15 protein-coding genes are annotated in these 18,184 nt (G+C 69.9%); 8 read left to right on the top strand and 7 right to left on the bottom strand.

Annotated features, from left to right (window positions below):
• Positions 1-57: 57 nt before the first annotated feature.
• From FU260_RS02325 to FU260_RS02340, 4 genes are read right to left on the bottom strand one after another with little or no spacing between them, the layout of a single operon-like run.
• The gene (locus tag FU260_RS02325; RefSeq protein ID WP_147915600.1) at positions 58-2,214 is read right to left on the bottom strand and encodes a right-handed parallel beta-helix repeat-containing protein; all 2,157 of its coding nucleotides are present in this window, start codon (positions 2,212-2,214) and stop codon (positions 58-60) included.
• A 51-nt stretch (positions 2,215-2,265) separates the two neighbouring features.
• Positions 2,266-3,165 carry a dihydrodipicolinate synthase family protein gene (locus tag FU260_RS02330; protein ID WP_147915601.1) on the bottom strand — a complete coding sequence of 300 codons (900 nt, stop codon included), beginning with the start codon at positions 3,163-3,165 and terminating at the stop codon, positions 2,266-2,268.
• Positions 3,162-3,971, bottom strand: coding sequence for an SDR family NAD(P)-dependent oxidoreductase (locus FU260_RS02335; RefSeq protein ID WP_147915602.1), 810 nt, complete (start codon positions 3,969-3,971; stop codon positions 3,162-3,164). The genes FU260_RS02330 and FU260_RS02335 overlap by 4 nt, the downstream gene beginning before the upstream one ends.
• Positions 3,968-5,128 carry a mandelate racemase/muconate lactonizing enzyme family protein gene (locus FU260_RS02340; protein ID WP_210418179.1) on the bottom strand — a complete coding sequence of 387 codons (1,161 nt, stop codon included), beginning with the start codon at positions 5,126-5,128 and terminating at the stop codon, positions 3,968-3,970. Before FU260_RS02340 ends, FU260_RS02335 begins: the two co-directional genes overlap by 4 nt.
• Before the next feature lie 172 nt (positions 5,129-5,300).
• Here FU260_RS02340 and FU260_RS02345 point away from each other — a divergent pair, with 172 nt between their 5' ends.
• The 5 genes from FU260_RS02345 to FU260_RS02365 are packed head-to-tail and all read left to right on the top strand — an operon-like array spanning position 5,301 to position 10,512.
• Positions 5,301-6,218, top strand: coding sequence for a nucleoside hydrolase (locus FU260_RS02345; RefSeq protein WP_147915604.1), 918 nt, complete (start codon positions 5,301-5,303; stop codon positions 6,216-6,218).
• Positions 6,215-7,090, top strand: a complete 876-nt coding sequence (locus FU260_RS02350) for a transketolase (protein ID WP_147915605.1) — start codon at positions 6,215-6,217, stop codon at positions 7,088-7,090. The genes FU260_RS02345 and FU260_RS02350 overlap by 4 nt, the downstream gene beginning before the upstream one ends.
• Positions 7,087-8,040, top strand: coding sequence for a transketolase family protein (locus FU260_RS02355; RefSeq protein WP_147915606.1), 954 nt, complete (start codon positions 7,087-7,089; stop codon positions 8,038-8,040). The genes FU260_RS02350 and FU260_RS02355 overlap by 4 nt, the downstream gene beginning before the upstream one ends.
• Positions 8,037-9,512 (top strand): FGGY family carbohydrate kinase, encoded by a 1,476-nt coding sequence (locus FU260_RS02360; RefSeq protein ID WP_147915607.1) that lies wholly within the window; start codon positions 8,037-8,039, stop codon positions 9,510-9,512. Before FU260_RS02355 ends, FU260_RS02360 begins: the two co-directional genes overlap by 4 nt.
• A gap of 25 nt (positions 9,513-9,537) precedes the next feature.
• Positions 9,538-10,512 (top strand): sugar phosphate isomerase/epimerase family protein, encoded by a 975-nt coding sequence (locus FU260_RS02365; protein ID WP_147915608.1) that lies wholly within the window; start codon positions 9,538-9,540, stop codon positions 10,510-10,512.
• Positions 10,513-10,589: 77 nt separating this feature from the next.
• Here the strand turns inward: FU260_RS02365 and FU260_RS02370 are convergent, their stop codons facing one another.
• Complete coding sequence (locus FU260_RS02370) at positions 10,590-10,826, bottom strand: DUF1272 domain-containing protein (protein WP_147915609.1); 237 nt, start codon at positions 10,824-10,826, stop codon at positions 10,590-10,592.
• Between the two features lie 112 nt (positions 10,827-10,938).
• On the opposite strand from FU260_RS02370, the gene FU260_RS02375 reads away from it, so the two are divergent.
• The 3 genes from FU260_RS02375 to FU260_RS02385 all read left to right on the top strand — a co-directional run bounded on the left by FU260_RS02375 (position 10,939) and on the right by FU260_RS02385 (position 14,780).
• The gene (locus FU260_RS02375) at positions 10,939-11,550 is read left to right on the top strand and encodes a TetR/AcrR family transcriptional regulator (protein ID WP_147915610.1); all 612 of its coding nucleotides are present in this window, start codon (positions 10,939-10,941) and stop codon (positions 11,548-11,550) included.
• A 210-nt stretch (positions 11,551-11,760) separates the two neighbouring features.
• A complete protein-coding gene (locus FU260_RS02380) occupies positions 11,761-12,741 on the top strand; it encodes a sugar-binding transcriptional regulator (protein WP_210418180.1) in 981 nt (326 codons plus the stop codon).
• Positions 12,742-12,743: 2 nt separating this feature from the next.
• A complete protein-coding gene (locus FU260_RS02385; RefSeq protein WP_210418181.1) occupies positions 12,744-14,780 on the top strand; it encodes a beta-galactosidase in 2,037 nt (678 codons plus the stop codon).
• A gap of 115 nt (positions 14,781-14,895) precedes the next feature.
• On the opposite strand, the gene FU260_RS02390 is transcribed toward FU260_RS02385, so the two are convergent.
• Both FU260_RS02390 and FU260_RS02395 read right to left on the bottom strand, forming a co-directional pair.
• The gene (locus FU260_RS02390) at positions 14,896-15,897 is read right to left on the bottom strand and encodes a glycoside hydrolase family protein (RefSeq protein ID WP_147915611.1); all 1,002 of its coding nucleotides are present in this window, start codon (positions 15,895-15,897) and stop codon (positions 14,896-14,898) included.
• Positions 15,894-18,134, bottom strand: a complete 2,241-nt coding sequence (locus tag FU260_RS02395; protein ID WP_147915612.1) for a family 78 glycoside hydrolase catalytic domain — start codon at positions 18,132-18,134, stop codon at positions 15,894-15,896. The genes FU260_RS02390 and FU260_RS02395 overlap by 4 nt, the downstream gene beginning before the upstream one ends.
• Positions 18,135-18,184 lie beyond the last annotated feature (50 nt).

Raw genomic sequence — 18,184 nt, forward strand, 5'->3', positions numbered from 1 at the left:
GCCACGATCAGCGCGTCCCAAGCCGGGAGGCGCCGGCGCCCGGCGGTGCCCGCCCGGTCAGAACACCGACCGGGCCCGGGTCGGCGGCTGCGGATCGGGCAGCGTCGGCTGACCGAGCGGATGCCGGCGTTCGGCCGGCGGGCGGGGTCCGGCATCAGCAGTCCCGTGCAGCCGTCGGATGAGCTCGTGCGCCGGTGATCCCGGCCGGAGCGAGAAGTCCCGGGACTGCGGATCTGCGAGCAGCGGGTCCGCCACCACCGAGTGCCGGTCGCGCCCGGCGGCGAGCCAGTCGTCGTCGGCTGGGCCGGTGAGCTGCCAGCGCCGGGCTCCGTCAGCATCTGGCGCTGAAGTGCCGTTGGCCGCGATCACTGCGCCAGCGGCGGGGGAGTAGTCCCAGACCAGGTTCAGGTCGCTGCGCACGTTCAGGGACCGGACGTCATCGGGACGGCCCTCGTGGCCGGTGAACGCCGGCCGGCCAGATCCGAGCAGCATGTTGCCCAGCAGGGTCAGCCCCACGTGCTCCTCCGGCCTGCTCACCGTGACCTGACCGTGGCCGCCGAACGCGAAGAGGTTGTCCCGCACGATGTTCTCCCGGCCGTAGTGCAGGTGCAGGCACTGGCTGGAGGAGTCATGCACGGTGTTCTGCTCGATCACCACGTGGGAGGACGCCTCGTCCAGGTAGATGCCCCAGCCGCCGTAGTTGCGGCAGCGGACGTCGTGGATGTGGTTACCGCGGACGATGGTCCCGGGGGCGATCCCGAGCAGGTAGACGCCGCCCATATCGTTCAGCTCGCCCTGCCCGAGGTGGTGCAGGTGATTGCCCTCGACGAGATTCCCCACCGACGCACTGGGGTGGTAGTCCCACACCCAGCCGATGGACACCGCGCTGTAGTAGAAGTCCGCAACCTCGTTATAGGCCACGATGTGGTGCGCAGCGTGCTGGAGCAGGATGGCCACGCAGCCGGGGTAGACGCGGCCGCCGGAGCGGATCGTGCAGTCGCTGATCTCGTTGTGGCTGACGAACCCGGGGCTGGCGGGATCGGCAGAGCCGCCGGCCCGCACCGCCCCGGCGCCGAGGTCGGTGAAGGAACTTCCCGAGATCAGCGCGCCGCGGGTTCCGTCGCCGAGCTCGATACCGTACCCGCCGATGTGCTCGAGGGCGCAGTCGAGGAACACGCACCCGTGGGCGTAGCGCAGCTGGACGGCGGCCGGCACCTGGCTCGCGGCCTGCACCTCCGTGCCGTACTCACCGGCCGGCAGTATCGGGTCCTCTCGGACCCCGAACGGCGGCACAGCCGGCGGTGAAGTCGTGAAGTCGGCGTAGGCGAAGTGCACCTGCTCGAACCGCACCTCCCGAACCGGATCGGACTCGTGGCCGGCCACAGTCACGAACGCCTCCACCACCGGCAGCCGGGCCTGGAGGTTCTCCGCTGTCTCGTTTGCGCGGGGCACGTAGAGCACATGGGCACCGTCGAGCCCGCAGACGGCGCCGGTCGCGTCCAGGTACCACTCACCCGGTTCGTCGCCCAGGGCCTCCGCGACGTTGTCGAGGTAGTAGGTGGCGAACGTCTTCGCAGCGTCGTCGCGCAGCGCGAACAGGCTCCGATACGGGCTGACGATGGTGCGGGTGCCGTAGTCGATGCTGCCGATCGGCAGACGTTCCTGCACCCAGTAGTGCGGGACGACCACCTCGACCCGGTCCGGTTCGGACAGTTCCGGGAGGTCGCCGTCGGCGTAGGTGAAGGTGTCACCGCCGTCGAACATGGTGCCGACTCCGTGCGCGTGGGGATCGAGCCCGCCGGCACTGGCCATCTGCAGCCGCCGGCCGCGGGGGAGTCGCGGTCGTGGCCGTCGTTCCCCGTCGACGTAGAGCGACTTTCCGCCGTCGGCCGGGGCCGGTGCGGCGAGCATCGACCGGCCGTTGACTCGCACGGACCGCCAGTCGGTGACCGGCACCGATCCGTCGAAGACTGGCGGGTTCGCGGGATCGATTGCCACGAACGAGGTAAAGGAGTCCGCCGGGCCGAGGCTGAGCGTCTCGTGGTGCCGGTAACGGCCGCCGGCGATCCAGACGACCGCGCGCTGGCCCACCTCGCGGCGGGCTCGGATCACCTGAATCGCTCCGTGCAGGTCGCCCACCGGATAGCCCTGCGACCCGTCGCCGTACCGTGACCCGCTCGGGTGGACGAACACTTCGATCCGGTGGGTGACCATTCCTCGACTCCAGTGGCGATCGGTGCGCAGCGGGCGCAGGTAAAGCTCTCGTCAGCGCGGGCTTCCCGCAGTGGTGGCCGTGGACCGGACGACGCCGAGCCGGGAGCGTGCGTCCTCGTCGAGCTCGGCGTGCGGGGGGCGCACTCCACCAGCCTCGATCCCCTGCCAGCGCAGCAGCTGCTTGATCGTCGCGACGTTGTACCGCCCACCGTGCTCGGCGCGGAGTGCTTCGACCGGTTCCACGAAGTCACGCACCAGGTCACGGAGCTGGCCGAGGTCACCGTCGGTGACCGCTCGGTGCACGGCGAGGGCGATGTCCGGGCGGGCGTTCGCGATACCAGACGTGAACGACGTCACGCCCAGCGCGCCGAAGGACGCCACTGCCGACTCCGCGAGCCCGTTGATCCAGGTGCATTGCTCGCCTGCCGGTCCGGCCAGCAGCGTGGCCAGCGTGTGCAGGTCGTTGCGGGCGTACTTGACGCCGACGACCGCCGGGAGCGCGGCCAGCTCGGCGAGGTGGGTTGGCTGCAGCCGGGTGGATCGCAGATAGAGGACGGTCGGCAGGGCCGAGGTCTGGGCCAGCTGCCGGTAGAAGGAGGTCAGGCTGTCCGGATCGCCGAACGGGTCTGCGGGTTCGTGCACCATAGCGGCGTGGTAGCCCAGCTCCCGGGCCGTCTCGATCTCGGACAGCATCGTCGGCATGCCGCCGCAGACTCCGGCGATTCGAGTGACCGGCTGGTCGACTGCCGCCACCGCCCTCAGCACCGCCAGTCGCTCATCCGGCCCGAGCTGCTGGACCTCCGCCGTGTTGCCGAGCGCCGTCAGCACCGGGACACCGGCCGCAGCGGCCCGAGCGGCGATAGCGGTGACGGTGTCCTCGTCGACCTGCGCGGTACCCTCGCGGTAAGCGGTGATGAGCACGGCGGTGACGCCGTCGAGGTCGGTAGTCACTGGTCTTTACCTGCTTCCGTGTCGATCTCGATCTCCGAGGAGGCCTGCCGCACCTGAGCGGTGAGACCGCCGTCGACAGTGATCACCTGACCGGTGATGTAGGCGGCGTCGGCAGAGGCGAGGAACGCTGCGAGACCGGCAACATCAGCGCCGCTGCCCGCGCGGCCGAGCGGGATGGGGGCGACCTCCCGAGCCTGGACCGCCGGATCCAGGCCCTGGAACCGGGCGTTCGAGATGGCTCCCGGCGCGATCGCATTCACCAAGATGCCGCGGGTGGCCAGCTCGAGCGCTGCCGCGCGGGTGAAAGCCTCGATCGCCCCCTTGCTGGCGTCGTAGGCTACGGCGGCCCGGTGCGCTTTGGTGGCACCCACCGAGGAGATGTTGATGACTCGGCCGCCGGTTCCCATCAGCTGCGCAGCCGCATGCGTGCACAGGTAGGTGCCGCGGGCGGCGACGTCGAACTGCCGGTCCCACTCGGCCAGGGTGAGCTCGAAGAACGGTACTCGCCCCAGCATCGGCAGGGCGGCGTTGTTCACCAGCACATCGAGGCCACCGAGCTCATCGCCGATCGCGGTGAACATCTGCGCCACCTGGTCCGGGTCGGAGACGTCCGCCGGCATCGCGATGGCGCTCTGGCCGGCGCCGCGGAGCTCGGCGGCGAGGCTCTCTGCCTCACCGGGCACCACGGAGTTGATGGCAACGTGGGCCCCTTCGGCCGCGAAGCGTTCGACGATCGCGCGGCCGATGTTCCGCGAGCCGCCGGTGACCAGCACACGGGTTCCGCGCTGCCGCAGCTCGGTGCTCATGAGCTGGTCCCCGCGCGGTCGATGATCGAGGTGGTCGCGCCCGCGTCCCACCGCAACGGCCCGGCGACCTCCTGCAGTCGCTCGGGGTCGATCTCCATCCCGAGGCCCGGTCCGGTAGGAGCAAGGAGCTCACCACCGGAGTAGGTCACCGGCGCCGCGACCACATCGGATCGGTACAGCAGCGGGCCGACCGGGTCGCTGGCGATGGTGACGCACTCGGTGGCCACGCCGAGGTGGACAGCTGCCGCTGTACCGATCGACAGCTCCTGGGTCGTGCCGATCAGGCACTCCACCTGCGCGGCCTCCGCGATCGCGATCACCCTCAGCGCCGGGGTGATGCCGCCGAGGGCGAACAGGCCCACGTTCAGCACATCGACGGCACGGGCGGACACCAGCCGCAGTGCAGCGGAGGCGTCGTAGACATGCTCGCTCACCGGGACGAGCGCTCGACGACGTACCTGGGCCAGGCCGTCGAGGTCACCTTCGTGCGCCGGTGCTTCGACCAGAGCGTAGCCCACGTCCAGAGTGCGCTCGATGAACCGGGTCGCGGCGGCGGCGTCGAGCAGGTTGGAGAAGTCCAGGGACTTGATCTCGATACGGTCGCCGAAATGGTCGCGAAGCGCGCGCAGGAACAGCTCGTCGAGCCCGAGGTCGCCGCCGACGTAGACCCGGAACATCGTGAAGCCCTCGTCCAACCGGTTCGCGACGAGCTCCAGGTTCGCCTCGATATCGGCTGCGCTGCGCTGGCGGAAGATCGGGTAGGCCACCGGCAGGGCGTTCCGAACGGCCCCACCGAGCAGCGAGCCGACGCTGCGGCCGCTCACCTTTCCGCGCAGGTCCCACAGGGCGATGTCGATACCGCAGCGGATGACAGCGCCTTTGTCGTAGAGCGAGCCGCTGGAGGGGAAGGACCCCTCCAGCAGTCCGGAGATCTGGTTCGCCGCCCAGAGGTCGATCCCGGTGAGCATCGCGGTGAGCGTGCTGGTCAGATCGCCGATATCGGGGTGGAACCGGGGGAGGTGCTGGAAGTCCGACATCTCACCGATGCCGGTCTGCCCGTCGTCGGTATCCAGTTCCACGATGACGTGACCGCAGACCACCCCGGTCGTCCGGGCGACGTTGACCGGGGTGAGCCGCACCGCGGTGATCCTGGTCAACGTCTCTTCCCGTCCATATCGGCACCCTAGCAGTCGAGTGCATACACAGCGAAAGACGAATAGATATGCCGTCTCGCGTTGACAAGAGAGTTCGGCATACGGCAAGATCGGCGCAATAGCAGGCGAGGATGAATAAATATGCATCCCTTGGCCCCAGCGAACAAGGAGCGGGATGGCCCAGGACCTACGGCGGCGGGTGATCGTCAACACCGACGCGAAGAACGAGGCGGACGACCAGTTCGCGATCGTGCACGCGCTGCTCTCGCCGACCCTGGATATTCGAGGGCTTGTTGCCGCTCACTTCGGTCGCCATCGCTCCGCCCACAGCATGGCGGACAGCCGCACCGAGATCGACCTGCTGCTCGACCTGCTGCAGCTCGAGCACGAGGTGCCGGTGGCCGACGGCGCTGAGCACCAGCTCCCGGACGAGCGCACCCCGGTGGACTCGCAGGGTGCCCGGCTGATCATCTCCGAGGCGCACGAGGACGGCGAAGGTCCGCTCTACCTGGCCTTCCTCGGCCCGCTCACCGATATGGCCAGCGCGCTGCTGCTCGATCCGAGCATCGCCGAGCGCGAGCTGGTGCTGATCTGGATCGGCGGCCACCACTACTACGACCCCACGGCGCCGATCGAGCCGAAGGTGGAGTTCAACCTCGGCAATGACATCGCTGCGGCGAACGTGGTGATGGCCTCGTCCCTGACCGTCTGGCAGGTGCCCAGCTCCACCTACCGGCTGGTCGGTGTGGGCTATGCCGAACTCGACGCACGCGTTGCTCCGCACGGTCGGATCGGGCGCTACCTGGTCGATCAGCTGCACGACTGGAACGCCGCCCACCACAACGGTCCGATCGAGCACCGCTCCCTCGGCGACTCACCCGCGATCGGGCTGATGCTGAACCCGCACAGTGCCCGCTTCTCCGTGCGCACCGCTCCCGTGTTCGCCGCCGACGGCACTACCACCGGGGTGGCCGACGCCGAGCGCACCATTCGAGTGGTGGAGAACTACGACACCCGCTGGCTGCTCGAGGACATGTTCCACAAGATCGCCCAGCACGCCCAGCACGCCCAGCCGAACGGCGGCCCGGCATGATCGCCGATGCGGGCCAGGTACAGGCCTGGCGACAGCTACGCGTCGAGGCAGCGGCAGCATCCGAGAGTCACCGAGCGACGTTGCTGGCTGACCAGTCCCAGGCCATCCGCCGCGCGGTGCTGACCATGATCGACGGTGCCCGAGCCGGCCATATCGGTGGTGACTTCTCGGTCACCGACATCCTGACCACCCTATTCTTCGGGGTGCTCCGGATCGATCCCGCGCAGCCGGCGGCGCCCGTCCGGGACCGGTTCATCCTCTCCAAGGGGCACTGCTCCGCCTCGCTGTACGCGACGCTCGCCTTCTGCGGCTACTTCAGCCTCGACGAGCTCGGCACGTTCATGGCGCCGCACTCCTCGCTGAACGGGCACCCGAACCGCACCAAGGTTCCCGGCGTGGAGACCAACACCGGCCCGCTCGGCCACGGACTCCCGGTGGCGGTCGGGGAGGCGATCGGCACCCGGCTGCTTGGCCAGGACTCCCGCGTCTACGTCGTCTGCGGCGACGGCGAGATGCAGGAGGGCAGCAACTGGGAGGCTCTGATGGCGGCGGCGCACTACCAGCTGGACAACCTCACCGTGGTGATCGATCGCAACCGGCTGCAACAGGGCGCACGCACCGAGGAGACCAACGCCCTCGACCCGCTCGCGGACAAGCTGGTCGCCTTCGGCTGCGAGGTGCGCGAGGTCGACGGCCACGACCACCTCGCCCTGCTCGAGGCGTTCACCACGCCGGGCGCCGGCCGGCCGATCGCCGTCATCGCCCACACCATCAAGGGCAAAGGCGTCTCGTTCATCGAAGATCGGGTCGAGTGGCACCACAAGGTACCCACCGCCGAGCAGGTCGCGCTCGCGGCGAAGGAGCTGGCATGACCCTCACCGACGCGGCCGTGCCCGTGTACGACAACCGCACCGCCTTCGCCGAGGAGCTGGTGGCGCTCGCCACCGAGAACCCGCGCATCGTGGCGGTCTGCAACGACTCGGTGGGCTCCTCCAACCTGGTGGCTTTCCGCGAGGCGTTCCCGGACCGGCTGATCAACGTCGGCATCGCCGAGCAGAACATGGTGGGGGTCGGGGCCGGGCTGGCTGCCGCCGGACTGGTGCCGTTCGTCTGCGCCGCCGGGCCGTTCCTCACCGGTCGAGCGCTGGAGCAGATCAAGGCCGACATCGTCTACAGCCGCCATGACGTGATCCTCTGCGGCATGAGCCCGGGGATGGCCTACGGCGAGCTGGGCCCGACGCACCACTCCGTGGAAGATCTCTCCTGGCTGCGCGCACTACCCGGGCTGGACATCGTGGTCCCCGCCGACCGGCACCAGACCCGGCAGGCGGTACGACAGGCGGCGGCCGACCCGCGCCCCACCTACATCCGGGTCGGCCGGTTCAAGGTCCCGGACGTCACCGACGCCAGCGATCCGCTCACCCGTGGCACGTTCCTGCTCGCCCGGCCGGGCATCGACGCCACCATCATCGCCACTGGCACCCTGGTCTCCCACGCCCTCCAGGCCGCCGAGACCCTTGCCGAAGAGGGCGTCAGCGTTCGGGTGCTGAACGCCAGCTATATCGCCCCGCTGGACGAGGCGGCGATCCGGTCCGCCGCCGCCGAGACCCACGCTGTCATCACCGCCGAGGAGGCCACGGCCTCCGGCGGGCTCGGCGCCGGAGTCGCGCTCACCGTGGCAGCCGAGGGCAGCAGTGTCCCGGTGAGAGCATTGGGTCTGACCGAGTTCGCCCCGACCGGGAGTACCGAGATGCTGCTGGAGCACTTCGGCCTCAGCGCCACCGCGCTCGCTGCTGCAGTCCGGGAGGCGCTCAGGGCATGACGGGGCCGGGGGAGTCCGGCACCGATGCCGGCCAGGGCGTGATCGTCGCGATCGATCAAGGCACGTCTGCCACCAAGGCGATCGCGCTCGACGGCGGAGGCCACCTGGTCACGTCCGTCACCGTGCCAGTCACTCAGTCGCATCCCCGCCCCGGCTGGGTGGAACAGGATGCGACCGCGATCCTCGCTTCGGTCCGGGACGCCGTGCGGCAGCTGGTCGCGCAGTTGGATATACCGGTGCTCGGCGTGGGCATCAGCTCCCAGCGCGAGTCCGCGCTGCTCTGGGACACCGGTACCGGGCAGCCCCTTGGCCCGATGCTCGGCTGGCAGGACCGGCGCACCAGCGCCGCCGCGGCTGCGCTGGCCGAGAACGCTGACCTCGTCCGGCAGCGCACCGGACTGCCCCTGGACCCGATGTTCTCGGCGTTGAAGCTGTCCTGGCTGCTGGACCAGGTGGACCCCGACCGCCGCCGCAGTGCTCGGGGGGAGATCGCCGCGGGCACGGTGGACTCGTGGCTGGTATACGCCCTCACCGGCGAGCACCGGATCGAGATCGGTAACGCCAGCCGCACCCAACTGCTGAACCTGGTCACCGGCACCTGGGATCCGGACCTGCTGGACCTGTTCCGGATTCCCGCCGCTGTGCTGCCCGCGGTGTTTCCCTCTACGGCAGCCACCGGGCCGTCCGATCTTCCCGGTGCGCCCGCGATCCACGCAGTGCTCGGCGACTCCCACTCCGCGCTCTACGCCCACGGCATCCGCACCCCGGGCCAGGTGAAGGTCGGCTACGGCAGCGGATCTTCGGTGATGGGCCTGACCGCCGGCCAGGAGGCGGCGCCAGAAGGGCTGACCACCACGATCGCCTGGCAGCTTGGCGGTGCCGCCCACCAGCTGGCGTTCGAGGGCAACATCCTTTCCACCGGGGCCACGGTCGCGTGGCTCTCCCGACTGCTGAACCGGCCGGTCGGCGAACTGATGACGCTGGCCCGCTCCGCGGAGCCTGGTCCGGTCTTTCTGGTGCCGGCGTTCGCCGGGCTCGGCGCGCCCTGGTGGGATCCTGGTGCGAGTGCCGTGCTCAGCGGGTTCGATCTGGGTACCGATGCCGGCACACTCGCCCGCGCCGGAGCAGAGTCGATCGTGCACCAGGTGGAGGACGTGCTCGCTGCTGCCGACTCTCAGGCCCCGGTCACCGAGATCCTCGCTGACGGCGGACCGGCGGCGGACGACTGGCTGATGCAGCTGCAGGCCGATATCAGCGGCCGGCCGGTGCGCCGCGAATCCCGAGCGGAGCTGTCCGCGTGGGGTGTGGCGCTGCTGGCCGCCGAGGGACTCGGGCTGACCATCCCGGGAGCGGGTCCGGGTGCGATGTTCACTCCCATCGCAGCGCCGGAGACGATCCGATCCCGCCACGACGCGTGGCGTGACGCCGTCGCACTCGCGCGAGCAACGCCGTCGGGCAGGACAACACCGTGATGAGCCGACCACCAGAGGAGACCCTATGAGTACCCAACGCTACGGCGCCGGCATCTGGCACTTCGCCACCTACGTGGACCGGTACGCCACCGACGGCTACGGCGATCCGCGCACCGTGCTGGATGCGATCGAGCTCGCCGGACGGGTCCGCGACCTGTCCGTGGTGGACCTGAACTATCCGTTCTTCGGCGGTGAGTTCAGCAACGAGCAGGTCGGCGCCGCACTGGAGACCGCCGGCCTGGACGTCATCGGCATCACCCCGGAGATCTACACCCGCACCTTCTCCCGCGGCTCGTTCACCAGTCCGGACCCGGGCGTGCGACGGCTCACCCACGAGCTGTGCACCGAGGCGGCCGACGTCGTTCGCCACTTCGGCGCGGAGTACGTCAAGCTCTGGCCGGGTCAGGACGGCTGGGACTACCCGTTCCAGGTGGACCACGGCGCCCTCTGGAAGGCCTCCCTGGACGGAGTCGGCCAGCTGGCGAGCGAGAACCCGGACCTGAAGTTCGTGATCGAGTACAAGCCGCGCGAGCCGCGGGTGCACATGAGCTTCGACTCGGTGGCCCGCACCCTGCTCGGCATCGAGAAGATCGGGCTGCCGAACGTGGGCATCCTGCTCGATTTCGGCCACTCTCTCTTCGGTGGCGAGTCCCCGGCCGATGCGGCGCAGCTGGCGATCGACTACGGGCGGCTGTTCGGGATGGACGTCAATGACAACCTGCGCGGCTGGGACGACGACATGATCGCCGGCACCGTGCACCCGATCGAGCTGTTCGAGTTCTTCTACACCCTGCGCAAGAACGGCTGGGAAGGCGTCTGGCAGCTGGACCAGTTCCCGTTCCGGGAGGACTCGGTGGCCGCCGCCGACCTGGCGATCGACTTCCTGAAGAAGATCGAGCGCGGCCTGGACACCCTGGACATGGCCGCCGTCGCCGAAGCTCAGTCCCGCCAGGACGCGGTGGCCGCGATGCGGCTCGTCCAGCAGGTGCTGTTCGCCTGAGCCGGTTCGGCTGGCGCGGTCATCGGAGGTGCCGGGTGTGATCGGAGGGAGGCGCGGCGTCCCTCCGATCGCCGGAGCTACCTCCGATCGCGGGCGAGCCGGCGCCGTGCTCGAGCGGGTAGGCGGCCCGCGATCGCCGCTGCGCCGGTGGTGCGCTTCGGTCGCCGCACCAGCTCACCGCCGCAATTGGGGCAATCGGTGTGACTGCGCGCGCACGCGGTGCAGTACGTGCACTCGTAGCTGCAGATCCAGGCCTCACCGGCCCGCTCCACACCGCCAGCGCAGAGCTCGCAGCGATCATGCATCTTCAACATCGTCAACTCCTGCTCAGGTACCTCGACGGAAAGGCAACGGTGCGTTGCATATCGTCAGAGTAGGACTAGTCCTAGGTCGGATGCAACGCTACGTTGCATTAAGGTGGGGCCTATGAAGGTCACGGTCAGCAAGCCGCGGAAGGCGCAAGCCATCTTCGCCGCGACGCTCGAGCTGCTTGCGGAGCGTGGCTACGACGCATTGGCGATCGAAGCTGTCGCGGCCAGGGCGGGGGTGAACAAGACGACGATCTATCGGTCATGGGCCGCCAAGGACGAGCTCCTCGCCGCTGCCTTTCGCGATGCTCCGGTGCTTGCGCTCCAGGTGCCCGACACCGGGAGTCTGCGCGGTGACCTGATCGACGTGGCGCAGCAGATCGCGACGCTGCTCAGCGAGGAGCCGAGCCGTCGCATTGCCGCCGTCATGCTCGCCGCTGCGCCCGACCGACCTGCCACTGCACAGGTGACCGCAGCGTTCTTCGCGGATCGACTCCAACAAGAACGCTGCATTTTCGAACGCGCCGAGCATCGGCGCGAGCTGAAACCCGGAACTGACCCCGCCGCGATCATGGACCTGCTCGGCGGCGCCCTGTGGTTCCGGATCTTGATCCGCTCCGAACCGGCGGGCGCGGGCTACATCGCTGCTCTCGTCGACGCGATCTTGGCTGGCGTCGCCAGCGGTGTGGCCGGGCCGGCCATCGGAGGTCACCCACGCGATCGGAGATAGGCGCGGGCGTACCTCCGATCGCGTGGGTGACCGCTGACGGCGGGAGAGCCGGCCTCTTGTCTCCGTGGCGCTACGACGTGGCACGTTGGGGTGCAACAAGGGTCACGGATGAATTACTATTCATGTGGCGTCCATCCGTGCGATCCTGGCTGCGGCTACGCCTGAACTTGTCCGCTCCCGCCAGGAAGGTGGCGCAGTAGGGTGCACTCCATGTCTGCAGGTTCCCCCAGTCCCGCGCGCGTCTCCGGCGACCGGATGTCGCTGCTGGTCAAGATCGCCCGGATGTACCACGAACAGGGTCTGCGCCAGCCGGACATCGCCGCACGGCTGCACATCTCCCAGTCCCGCGTCTCCCGCTTCCTGAAGGAGGCGGTCTCGCTGGGCATCGTGCGCACTGTGGTGGTCCCGCCGCCGGGCACCTTCTCCGAGCTGGAGGAGGCGGTCCAGGAGCGGTACGGACTGGCCGATGTGGTGGTGGCCGGCCCCTCCACCGATGACGAGTCGGCGGTCCTGGCCGCGATCGGCGGCGCAGGTGCCGCCTACCTGGAGACCACGCTGCTGGGCAGTGAACGCGTGGGAATCTCGTCCTGGTCGGCGTCGCTGCTCGCCGTGGTGGAGGCCATGGCCCCCCGAGCCACTCGCAGCGCCGAGGTCGTGGTCCAGCTCCTCGGCGGCGTCGGCGACCCCCAGGCACAGGTCCGCGCGACGCGGCTGGCCGACCGGCTGGGGCAGGCCACCGGAGGAACGGCGATGTACTTCCCGGCACCCGGTGTGGTGGCCTCGCCGGTGGTGCGCGATGCCCTGATCGCCGATCCGTACATCTCCGACGTCGCCGAGGCGTGGGCCTCGCTGAGTGTGGTGCTGCTCGGGATCGGTTCTGTCCAGCCGTCCCCGTTGCTGGCCGCCTCAGGTAACGCTCTGCCCGAATCGGATCTGGATGCGTTGCGCACCGCCGGCGCCGTGGGGGATGTCTGCCTGCGGTTCTTCGACGCCGACGGCTCCCTGGTCTCGACCGACCTGCACGAGCGGGTGCTCGGTATCGGTGCCGACACCCTGCGCGCCATCCCGCGCAAGATCGGAGTGGCCGGTGGGCCGCGGAAGTTCGAGGCGATCCGCGCCGCCGTGTTGGGCGGCTGGATCGACGTGCTGATCACCGACAGCTTCACCGCCCGCCGCCTGGTCGAGCAGTGAGCGTGGGGGTCGGATTCGGGGCTGCGTACTACACCGAGTACCAGCCCAGCCCGCGCCTGGCCGAGGACATGCGGCTGATGCAGGAGGCAGGCTTCAGCGTGATCCGCGTCGGTGAGTCGACGTGGAGCACCTGGGAGCCCGAGGACGGCCGCTTCGAGACCGGCTGGATGACCGAGGTCCTCGACGCGGCGCACTCCCACGGCATCGAGGTCCTCCTCGGCACACCCACCTACGCGGTGCCGCCGTGGCTGGCCCGCGCGCACCCCGAGATCGCCGCCGAGACCAAGACGGGTGTGCGCCGTCCCTGGGGTGCCCGCCAGGAGATCGACATCACCCACCCGACCTTCCGGCAGTACGCCGAGCGGGTGATCGCCACGATGGTGACAGAGTTCGCAGACCATCCGGCCGTCGTCGGATACCAGCTCGACAACGAGCCCGGTGTACTGCTCCTGCACAACGAGGGCGTGTTCGCCGGTTTCAAGACCTGGCTTGCGAACCAGTTCGACGACGTCACCACGATCAACGACCGCTGGGGCCTGGCCTACTGGTCCCACCGGCTGAGCACCTGGGACGACCTCTGGCGCCCGGACGGCAACGCCCAGCCCCAGTACGACCTGGCATGGCGGCTGTACCAGGCGGAAGTCGTCGCGGAGTTCATCGCCTGGCAGGCCAGGATCATGCGTGAGCTCGCCCGGCCCGAGCAGTGGCTGACCACGTGCATCGCCTACGACCGGGTTGCCGCTGACGACCTGCGCATCGCCGCGGAGCTCGACATCGCCTCGGGCAACGCGTACTACCGGATGCAGGACGGGCTCGCTCACCCGGCCACCACTCGGCCGCAGACGTGGATGAGCGACGGCACCTGGAGCGTATTCCTGCAGGCGGACCGCATGTTCGGCTCGAAGCAGGCGCCGTTCCTGGTCACCGAGACCAATGCGGGCGCGATCAACTTCGCCAACGTCAGCGAACCCGGCTGGGACGGGCAGTGGCGGCAGGCCGCCTGGGCGCAGATCGGCCGCGGCGCGCGGCTGATCGAATACTGGCACTGGCACACCAACCACTACGGCACCGAGACCCACTGGGTGGGCGTGCTTCCGCACGACCAGCTCCCGGGCCGGGTGTACCGCAACATTGCCGAGCTCGGGCAGGAGATCCAGGACATCGGTGAGCGAGTGGCCGCCACCACACCCGATGCCGATCTCGCCTTCGTGTTCTCCACGCCGTCCAAGTACGCGCTCGCATTCGAGCCGGTCTTCGGTGACGAGGGCGCGGCGCCGCACTCGCGCGGCTACCAGCGGATCTTCGAGGCGTTCTACAAGGGTGCCTTCGACGCCGGACTGCAAGCGCACGTGCTGCACGACCGCGCACTGCCCAGCGGGGCCGAGCTGGCCGAGCGGTATCCGGTGCTGGTGGTGCCCGGGTTGTACAGCGCACCCGACGGCGTCCTGGCCACCCTGCGCGAGTACCACGCCGCGGGAGGCCATCTCGTGCTCGGACCTCGCACCGGGTACGCCGACGAGTGGGCCGTGGTGCGCCGAGACCCCCAGCCCGGCGGCCTCGCCGATCTCGCCGGTACCCGCTACCAGGAGTTCACTACCCTGCGCGCGCCGGTGCCGATCATCGGCCGGGACGGTGCGACGCTCGGCGCTGCGCACGGCTGGACCGATCTCCTCGAGCCCGACGTCGCGGAGCCGATCGCCCGGTTCGACCACCCCGAGCTCGGGGCGTTCGCGGCCGCGACCACGATGACGTACGGACCCGGCCGCGTGACCACGGTGGGTTTCGTACCGGACGATGCGGCCGCCGTCGCGCTCCTGGAGACGGTCAGCGAGCTGAGCAATCTGCGCCCGTTCAGGTGCAACGCGCCCTCGGTCACGCACAGCTCCGCGACCGGTGAGCACGAGCGCTTGCACTTCTACTTCAACTGGTCCGGCGAGCCCGTCACGATCGGCTGGCCGGCCGGTCAGCACAGCGACGACGGCAGCAGCCAGCCGCAGCTGGAGCTCGGCGCCTGGGACGTGCAGCTCCTCTGGGAGTGACTCGGCTGAGCGCCCCGCCGATGCACCGACTGCATCTGGTGGGTGGGATTTCCGTCGCTCGCGGCCCGAAAAGCGACGGAAACCTCACCCGCGGATGATGACCACTGGGTGAGCGTCAGGACCGGGCGACGGCGATCCCGCGCCGCTCCCGCTGCCGGAAGTCACCGATCAGCACCGGCTCCGCCAGCCGGGCGACCGCGCAGTAGTAGTGCTCCAGCCGGCCGTCGGTGGTGATCACCGCCGGTTTGTGTGCGTAGGCGGAGTCGATGCTCCCGTCCGGGCCGACGTCGATCAGCACGTGTTCGGACCGCTGCCAGGTGAGCAGATCCGTGGACGTCGCGAACGTCTCCCGGGCGCGGCCGTCGCTGCACAGCCCGAAGTAGAACATCACCCACAGATCACCGTCGCGCAGCACGCACGGGTCGGAAGCGAACCGGTCGTCGATCGCGCCGGGCTCCCCGTTGCGGACCAGCGGCTGGCTGCCCACCCGTTCCCAGTGGTGCAGGTCGGTAGAGCGCGCCGCTCCGGTCTGTTCCTGCCAGCCGCGGGGGGAGGCGTCCTTGGCGTTGTAGAACAGCCAGAACTCACCTTCGTGATGCATCAGCCAGGACTTGTACAGACCACCCCGTTCCCACGCTGCACCATCCTGCGGGCGGAGCAGCCCGCCGTACTCCTGCCAGTGGCGTAGGTCGCGGCTGCGGACGATGCCGACGACGCCCGGACCCTCCTCGTACCCCGCACCCGGATAGGCGTGATAGGTGCCGTAGTACCAGCCGTCGACGGCGAGCAGCTCACCGTCGCCAGCCAGGTCCACCTCCCGCATGATCGAGGTGAGAGCCGCGTTGTACCGGCGGTGCGCGGACGAGGGGTCGCGGCCGAAGACCAGCTCGGGCTCGGACCACGCACTGCCGTCGAACCAGGACAGACCACTCTGGTAGCCGATCCCGTCCCAGCCGATCACCGTCATTCCCAGGCGGCCCTGGTGCCGGAACACGAACGGGCAGTCCACGCCGTGGGAGTAGAAGTCGCCCGCCCGGAAGCTGGGGGCGAGCACCAGCTCGCCCTCCTTGTGCGGGGTGGCCAGCCGCTCCGTGAGCCGTCCGGTGGGTGCCGTCATCGGGCCCTCCTGGTGTAGGTGATCTCATGCCGGCCGGAGCCGCGGACCTCGACCGGCCCGGAGTAGCCGGGCGGTGGCACACACTGGGCCTCGGCCTGCGCCGGGACGTCGAGACGGATACGCAGCTGATCGGCCTCGCGCTGCCAGTCGAGTACGTAGGTACCGCCCGGGCTGTCGAACGTCAGCGACGCCGTCGGCACCGAGTCGAGCGGGCGAGGTGAGACGACGGCGCGCCGCCAGCCCACGCCGTCGGAAGCGTGCCGCAGCCCGGCCACCGACTCCAGGAACCAGGTGCCGATCGCGCCGAGCATGAAGTGGTTCGCCGACTTCCGGCTGCGCATACCGGTCCAGTGCTCGACGAGCGCCGTGGCACCGTCGGCGAGCATCTGCCCGTAGCTCGGACCGGCGGTCTGGGTGACGAACCGGTAGATCTGCTCGTGTTCCTCGGCCGCTACCAGCGTGCGGAGCACGGCCGGCAGAGCGATCTCGCCGACAGTGAGCTGGTCGTCGCCCTCCCGCAGCAGGGTGATCAGGTGGTCCACGGCGCGTGCCTGGTTGTCCTCGTCAAGCGCGCCCGAGTCGGCCAGCAGCGCCGCAGTGGCCTGTGAGCCGGACGCCAGCTCCCCGGTGTACTGCTCAGCGATCTGCCCGCGCACCTCGGCTGCGCGGCTGCGCATCCGGCGTTCGTCGGCCGGCCGGCCGAGGGCCCGGGCGAGGGTCGCGGCGCTGTCCAGTACGCGGGCGTGCCCCCAGGCGGCGACCAGCGGCCGGGGAGTGCTCTCGTCCAGGGCGATCCAGTCACCGAGCCCGGTGGCGAGCAGACCGTCACCGGCGCGGTCGTCGAGATAGGACAGGTAGCGCAGCCCTGCTTCCCACGCCTGTTCAGCGGGTTCCAGAGTGCCGTAGTGCCGCCACAGCAGCGCGGGCAGGTGCCAGATCGCGCCGCCCCAGTTCACGTCGTCGCGAAAGCCCGGCTCCCAGTCGAAATCGAACACGACGAGCTCGGGCGCGATGTCCGGGATCAGCCCGGTGCTGGTCTGGGCGTCGCCCATGTGCGTGATCATGTCGTGGAAGTGCTCGCGCACGTCCCACCGGAAGGCCAGCGGCTCGAACACCAGGTGCAGCTGCTCCAGCCAGCCGAGCTTCTCCCGGTGCGGGCAGTCGGTCGGTACCGTCATCAGGTTCGACTGGGCCGCGTTCGTGATCAGGTCATCGATGCCCTGCAGCACCGGATCGCCCAAGTGCAGCGCCCCGGTGGGGCGGTCATCGGTCATCACCTGCAGCGCCTGCACGCGGATCTGCTCCGGGTCGGGCGCCACCGGCCGGCCGGCGGGATCGCGCTGCTCGACCTGGAGATACTGGAAGCCGTGGTAGACCAACTGGGTTTGCCACACTGCCGGTGTTCCGGCGCTGGTGTAGGTGTCCAGGATCGGCGACCCGGTCGAGCACTGGTCCACCTGCCCCTCGCTCAGGTACTCGGCGGGCCGCAGGACGAGGCTCGCGCCGCGGTCCAGGCCGGTGATGGTCACCTTCGGCACCCCGGCGATGTTCCGGCCCAGGTCCACCACGAACGAGGTGGGGTGGCGGGTGATCGCGGCTGGCTCCACCACCTGCTGCACGCGCATCGCCGGTGCCCGGCGGCGCCACGGCGTCGGGCCGTCGGCGGGGCCGCCGAGCACGGCGACCGGCCCCCAGCCGTCGTTGCTCGTGGTCGCGGTGAGCCAGCCCGCCGGCTCGAGGCGCGCGTCGTAGTCCTCGCCGCCGTACCAGTGGCAGAACACGGTCGGACCCAGGCGTGCCTGCCAGCCGCTGTCGGAGCCGAGCAGGTGCCGCCCGGTGGCGTCCTCGAGCTCGAGTACCACCCGGGCGCGGGGGCCGAGGGTGCCGCCGACGAACTTGGTGTACCGGCCGGGAGCGGCCCGCACATGGGCAGGCCCTTCGCCGAGCTGCAGCACCAGCTCGTTCTCCCCGGCGCGCAGCAGGCCCGTCACGTCGTAGCTGCGGGCGCTCACCCGCGTCTCGAACGTGCTCACCCCCGGTTCCAGCAGGTCGGCGCTCACCGGGACGCCGCCGATCCGCGCGTGCCAGACGCCGAGCCCGAGCACGTGCAGCACGGCTCGAACCGGGGGACCGGCGAGGTGCCACCGGGTGCGCAGAGTCGGCTGTTCCCAGGGTGGGTCATCGCTGGCCCACGCGGGGTGCGTCACCCACTCGCCATGGCTGGTCAGGGCATCCATCGGTGGAGGGCTCCTCGTCTCGGTCGGGCTCAGGTCAAGTCGGCGTGGTG

The organism is Ruania zhangjianzhongii (genome assembly GCF_008000995.1).
In the GTDB taxonomy this organism is placed as follows: Bacteria; Actinomycetota; Actinomycetes; order Actinomycetales; family Beutenbergiaceae; genus Ruania; species Ruania zhangjianzhongii.

What these genes read in the sequence shown, in the direction of transcription:
- FU260_RS02325 (WP_147915600.1), bottom strand. Translation starts at nt 2,214, where the DNA reads ATGGTCACCCACCGGATCGAAGTGTTCGTCCACCCGAGCGGGTCACGG.
- FU260_RS02335 (WP_147915602.1), bottom strand. Translation starts at nt 3,971, where the DNA reads ATGAGCACCGAGCTGCGGCAGCGCGGAACCCGTGTGCTGGTCACCGGC.
- FU260_RS02345 (WP_147915604.1), top strand. Translation starts at nt 5,301, where the DNA reads ATGGCCCAGGACCTACGGCGGCGGGTGATCGTCAACACCGACGCGAAG.
- FU260_RS02350 (WP_147915605.1), top strand. Translation starts at nt 6,215, where the DNA reads ATGATCGCCGATGCGGGCCAGGTACAGGCCTGGCGACAGCTACGCGTC.
- FU260_RS02355 (WP_147915606.1), top strand. Translation starts at nt 7,087, where the DNA reads ATGACCCTCACCGACGCGGCCGTGCCCGTGTACGACAACCGCACCGCC.
- FU260_RS02360 (WP_147915607.1), top strand. Translation starts at nt 8,037, where the DNA reads ATGACGGGGCCGGGGGAGTCCGGCACCGATGCCGGCCAGGGCGTGATC.
- FU260_RS02365 (WP_147915608.1), top strand. Translation starts at nt 9,538, where the DNA reads ATGAGTACCCAACGCTACGGCGCCGGCATCTGGCACTTCGCCACCTAC.
- FU260_RS02370 (WP_147915609.1), bottom strand. Translation starts at nt 10,826, where the DNA reads ATGTTGAAGATGCATGATCGCTGCGAGCTCTGCGCTGGCGGTGTGGAG.
- FU260_RS02375 (WP_147915610.1), top strand. Translation starts at nt 10,939, where the DNA reads ATGAAGGTCACGGTCAGCAAGCCGCGGAAGGCGCAAGCCATCTTCGCC.
- FU260_RS02380 (WP_210418180.1), top strand. Translation starts at nt 11,761, where the DNA reads ATGTCTGCAGGTTCCCCCAGTCCCGCGCGCGTCTCCGGCGACCGGATG.
- FU260_RS02390 (WP_147915611.1), bottom strand. Translation starts at nt 15,897, where the DNA reads ATGACGGCACCCACCGGACGGCTCACGGAGCGGCTGGCCACCCCGCAC.
- FU260_RS02395 (WP_147915612.1), bottom strand. Translation starts at nt 18,134, where the DNA reads ATGGATGCCCTGACCAGCCATGGCGAGTGGGTGACGCACCCCGCGTGG.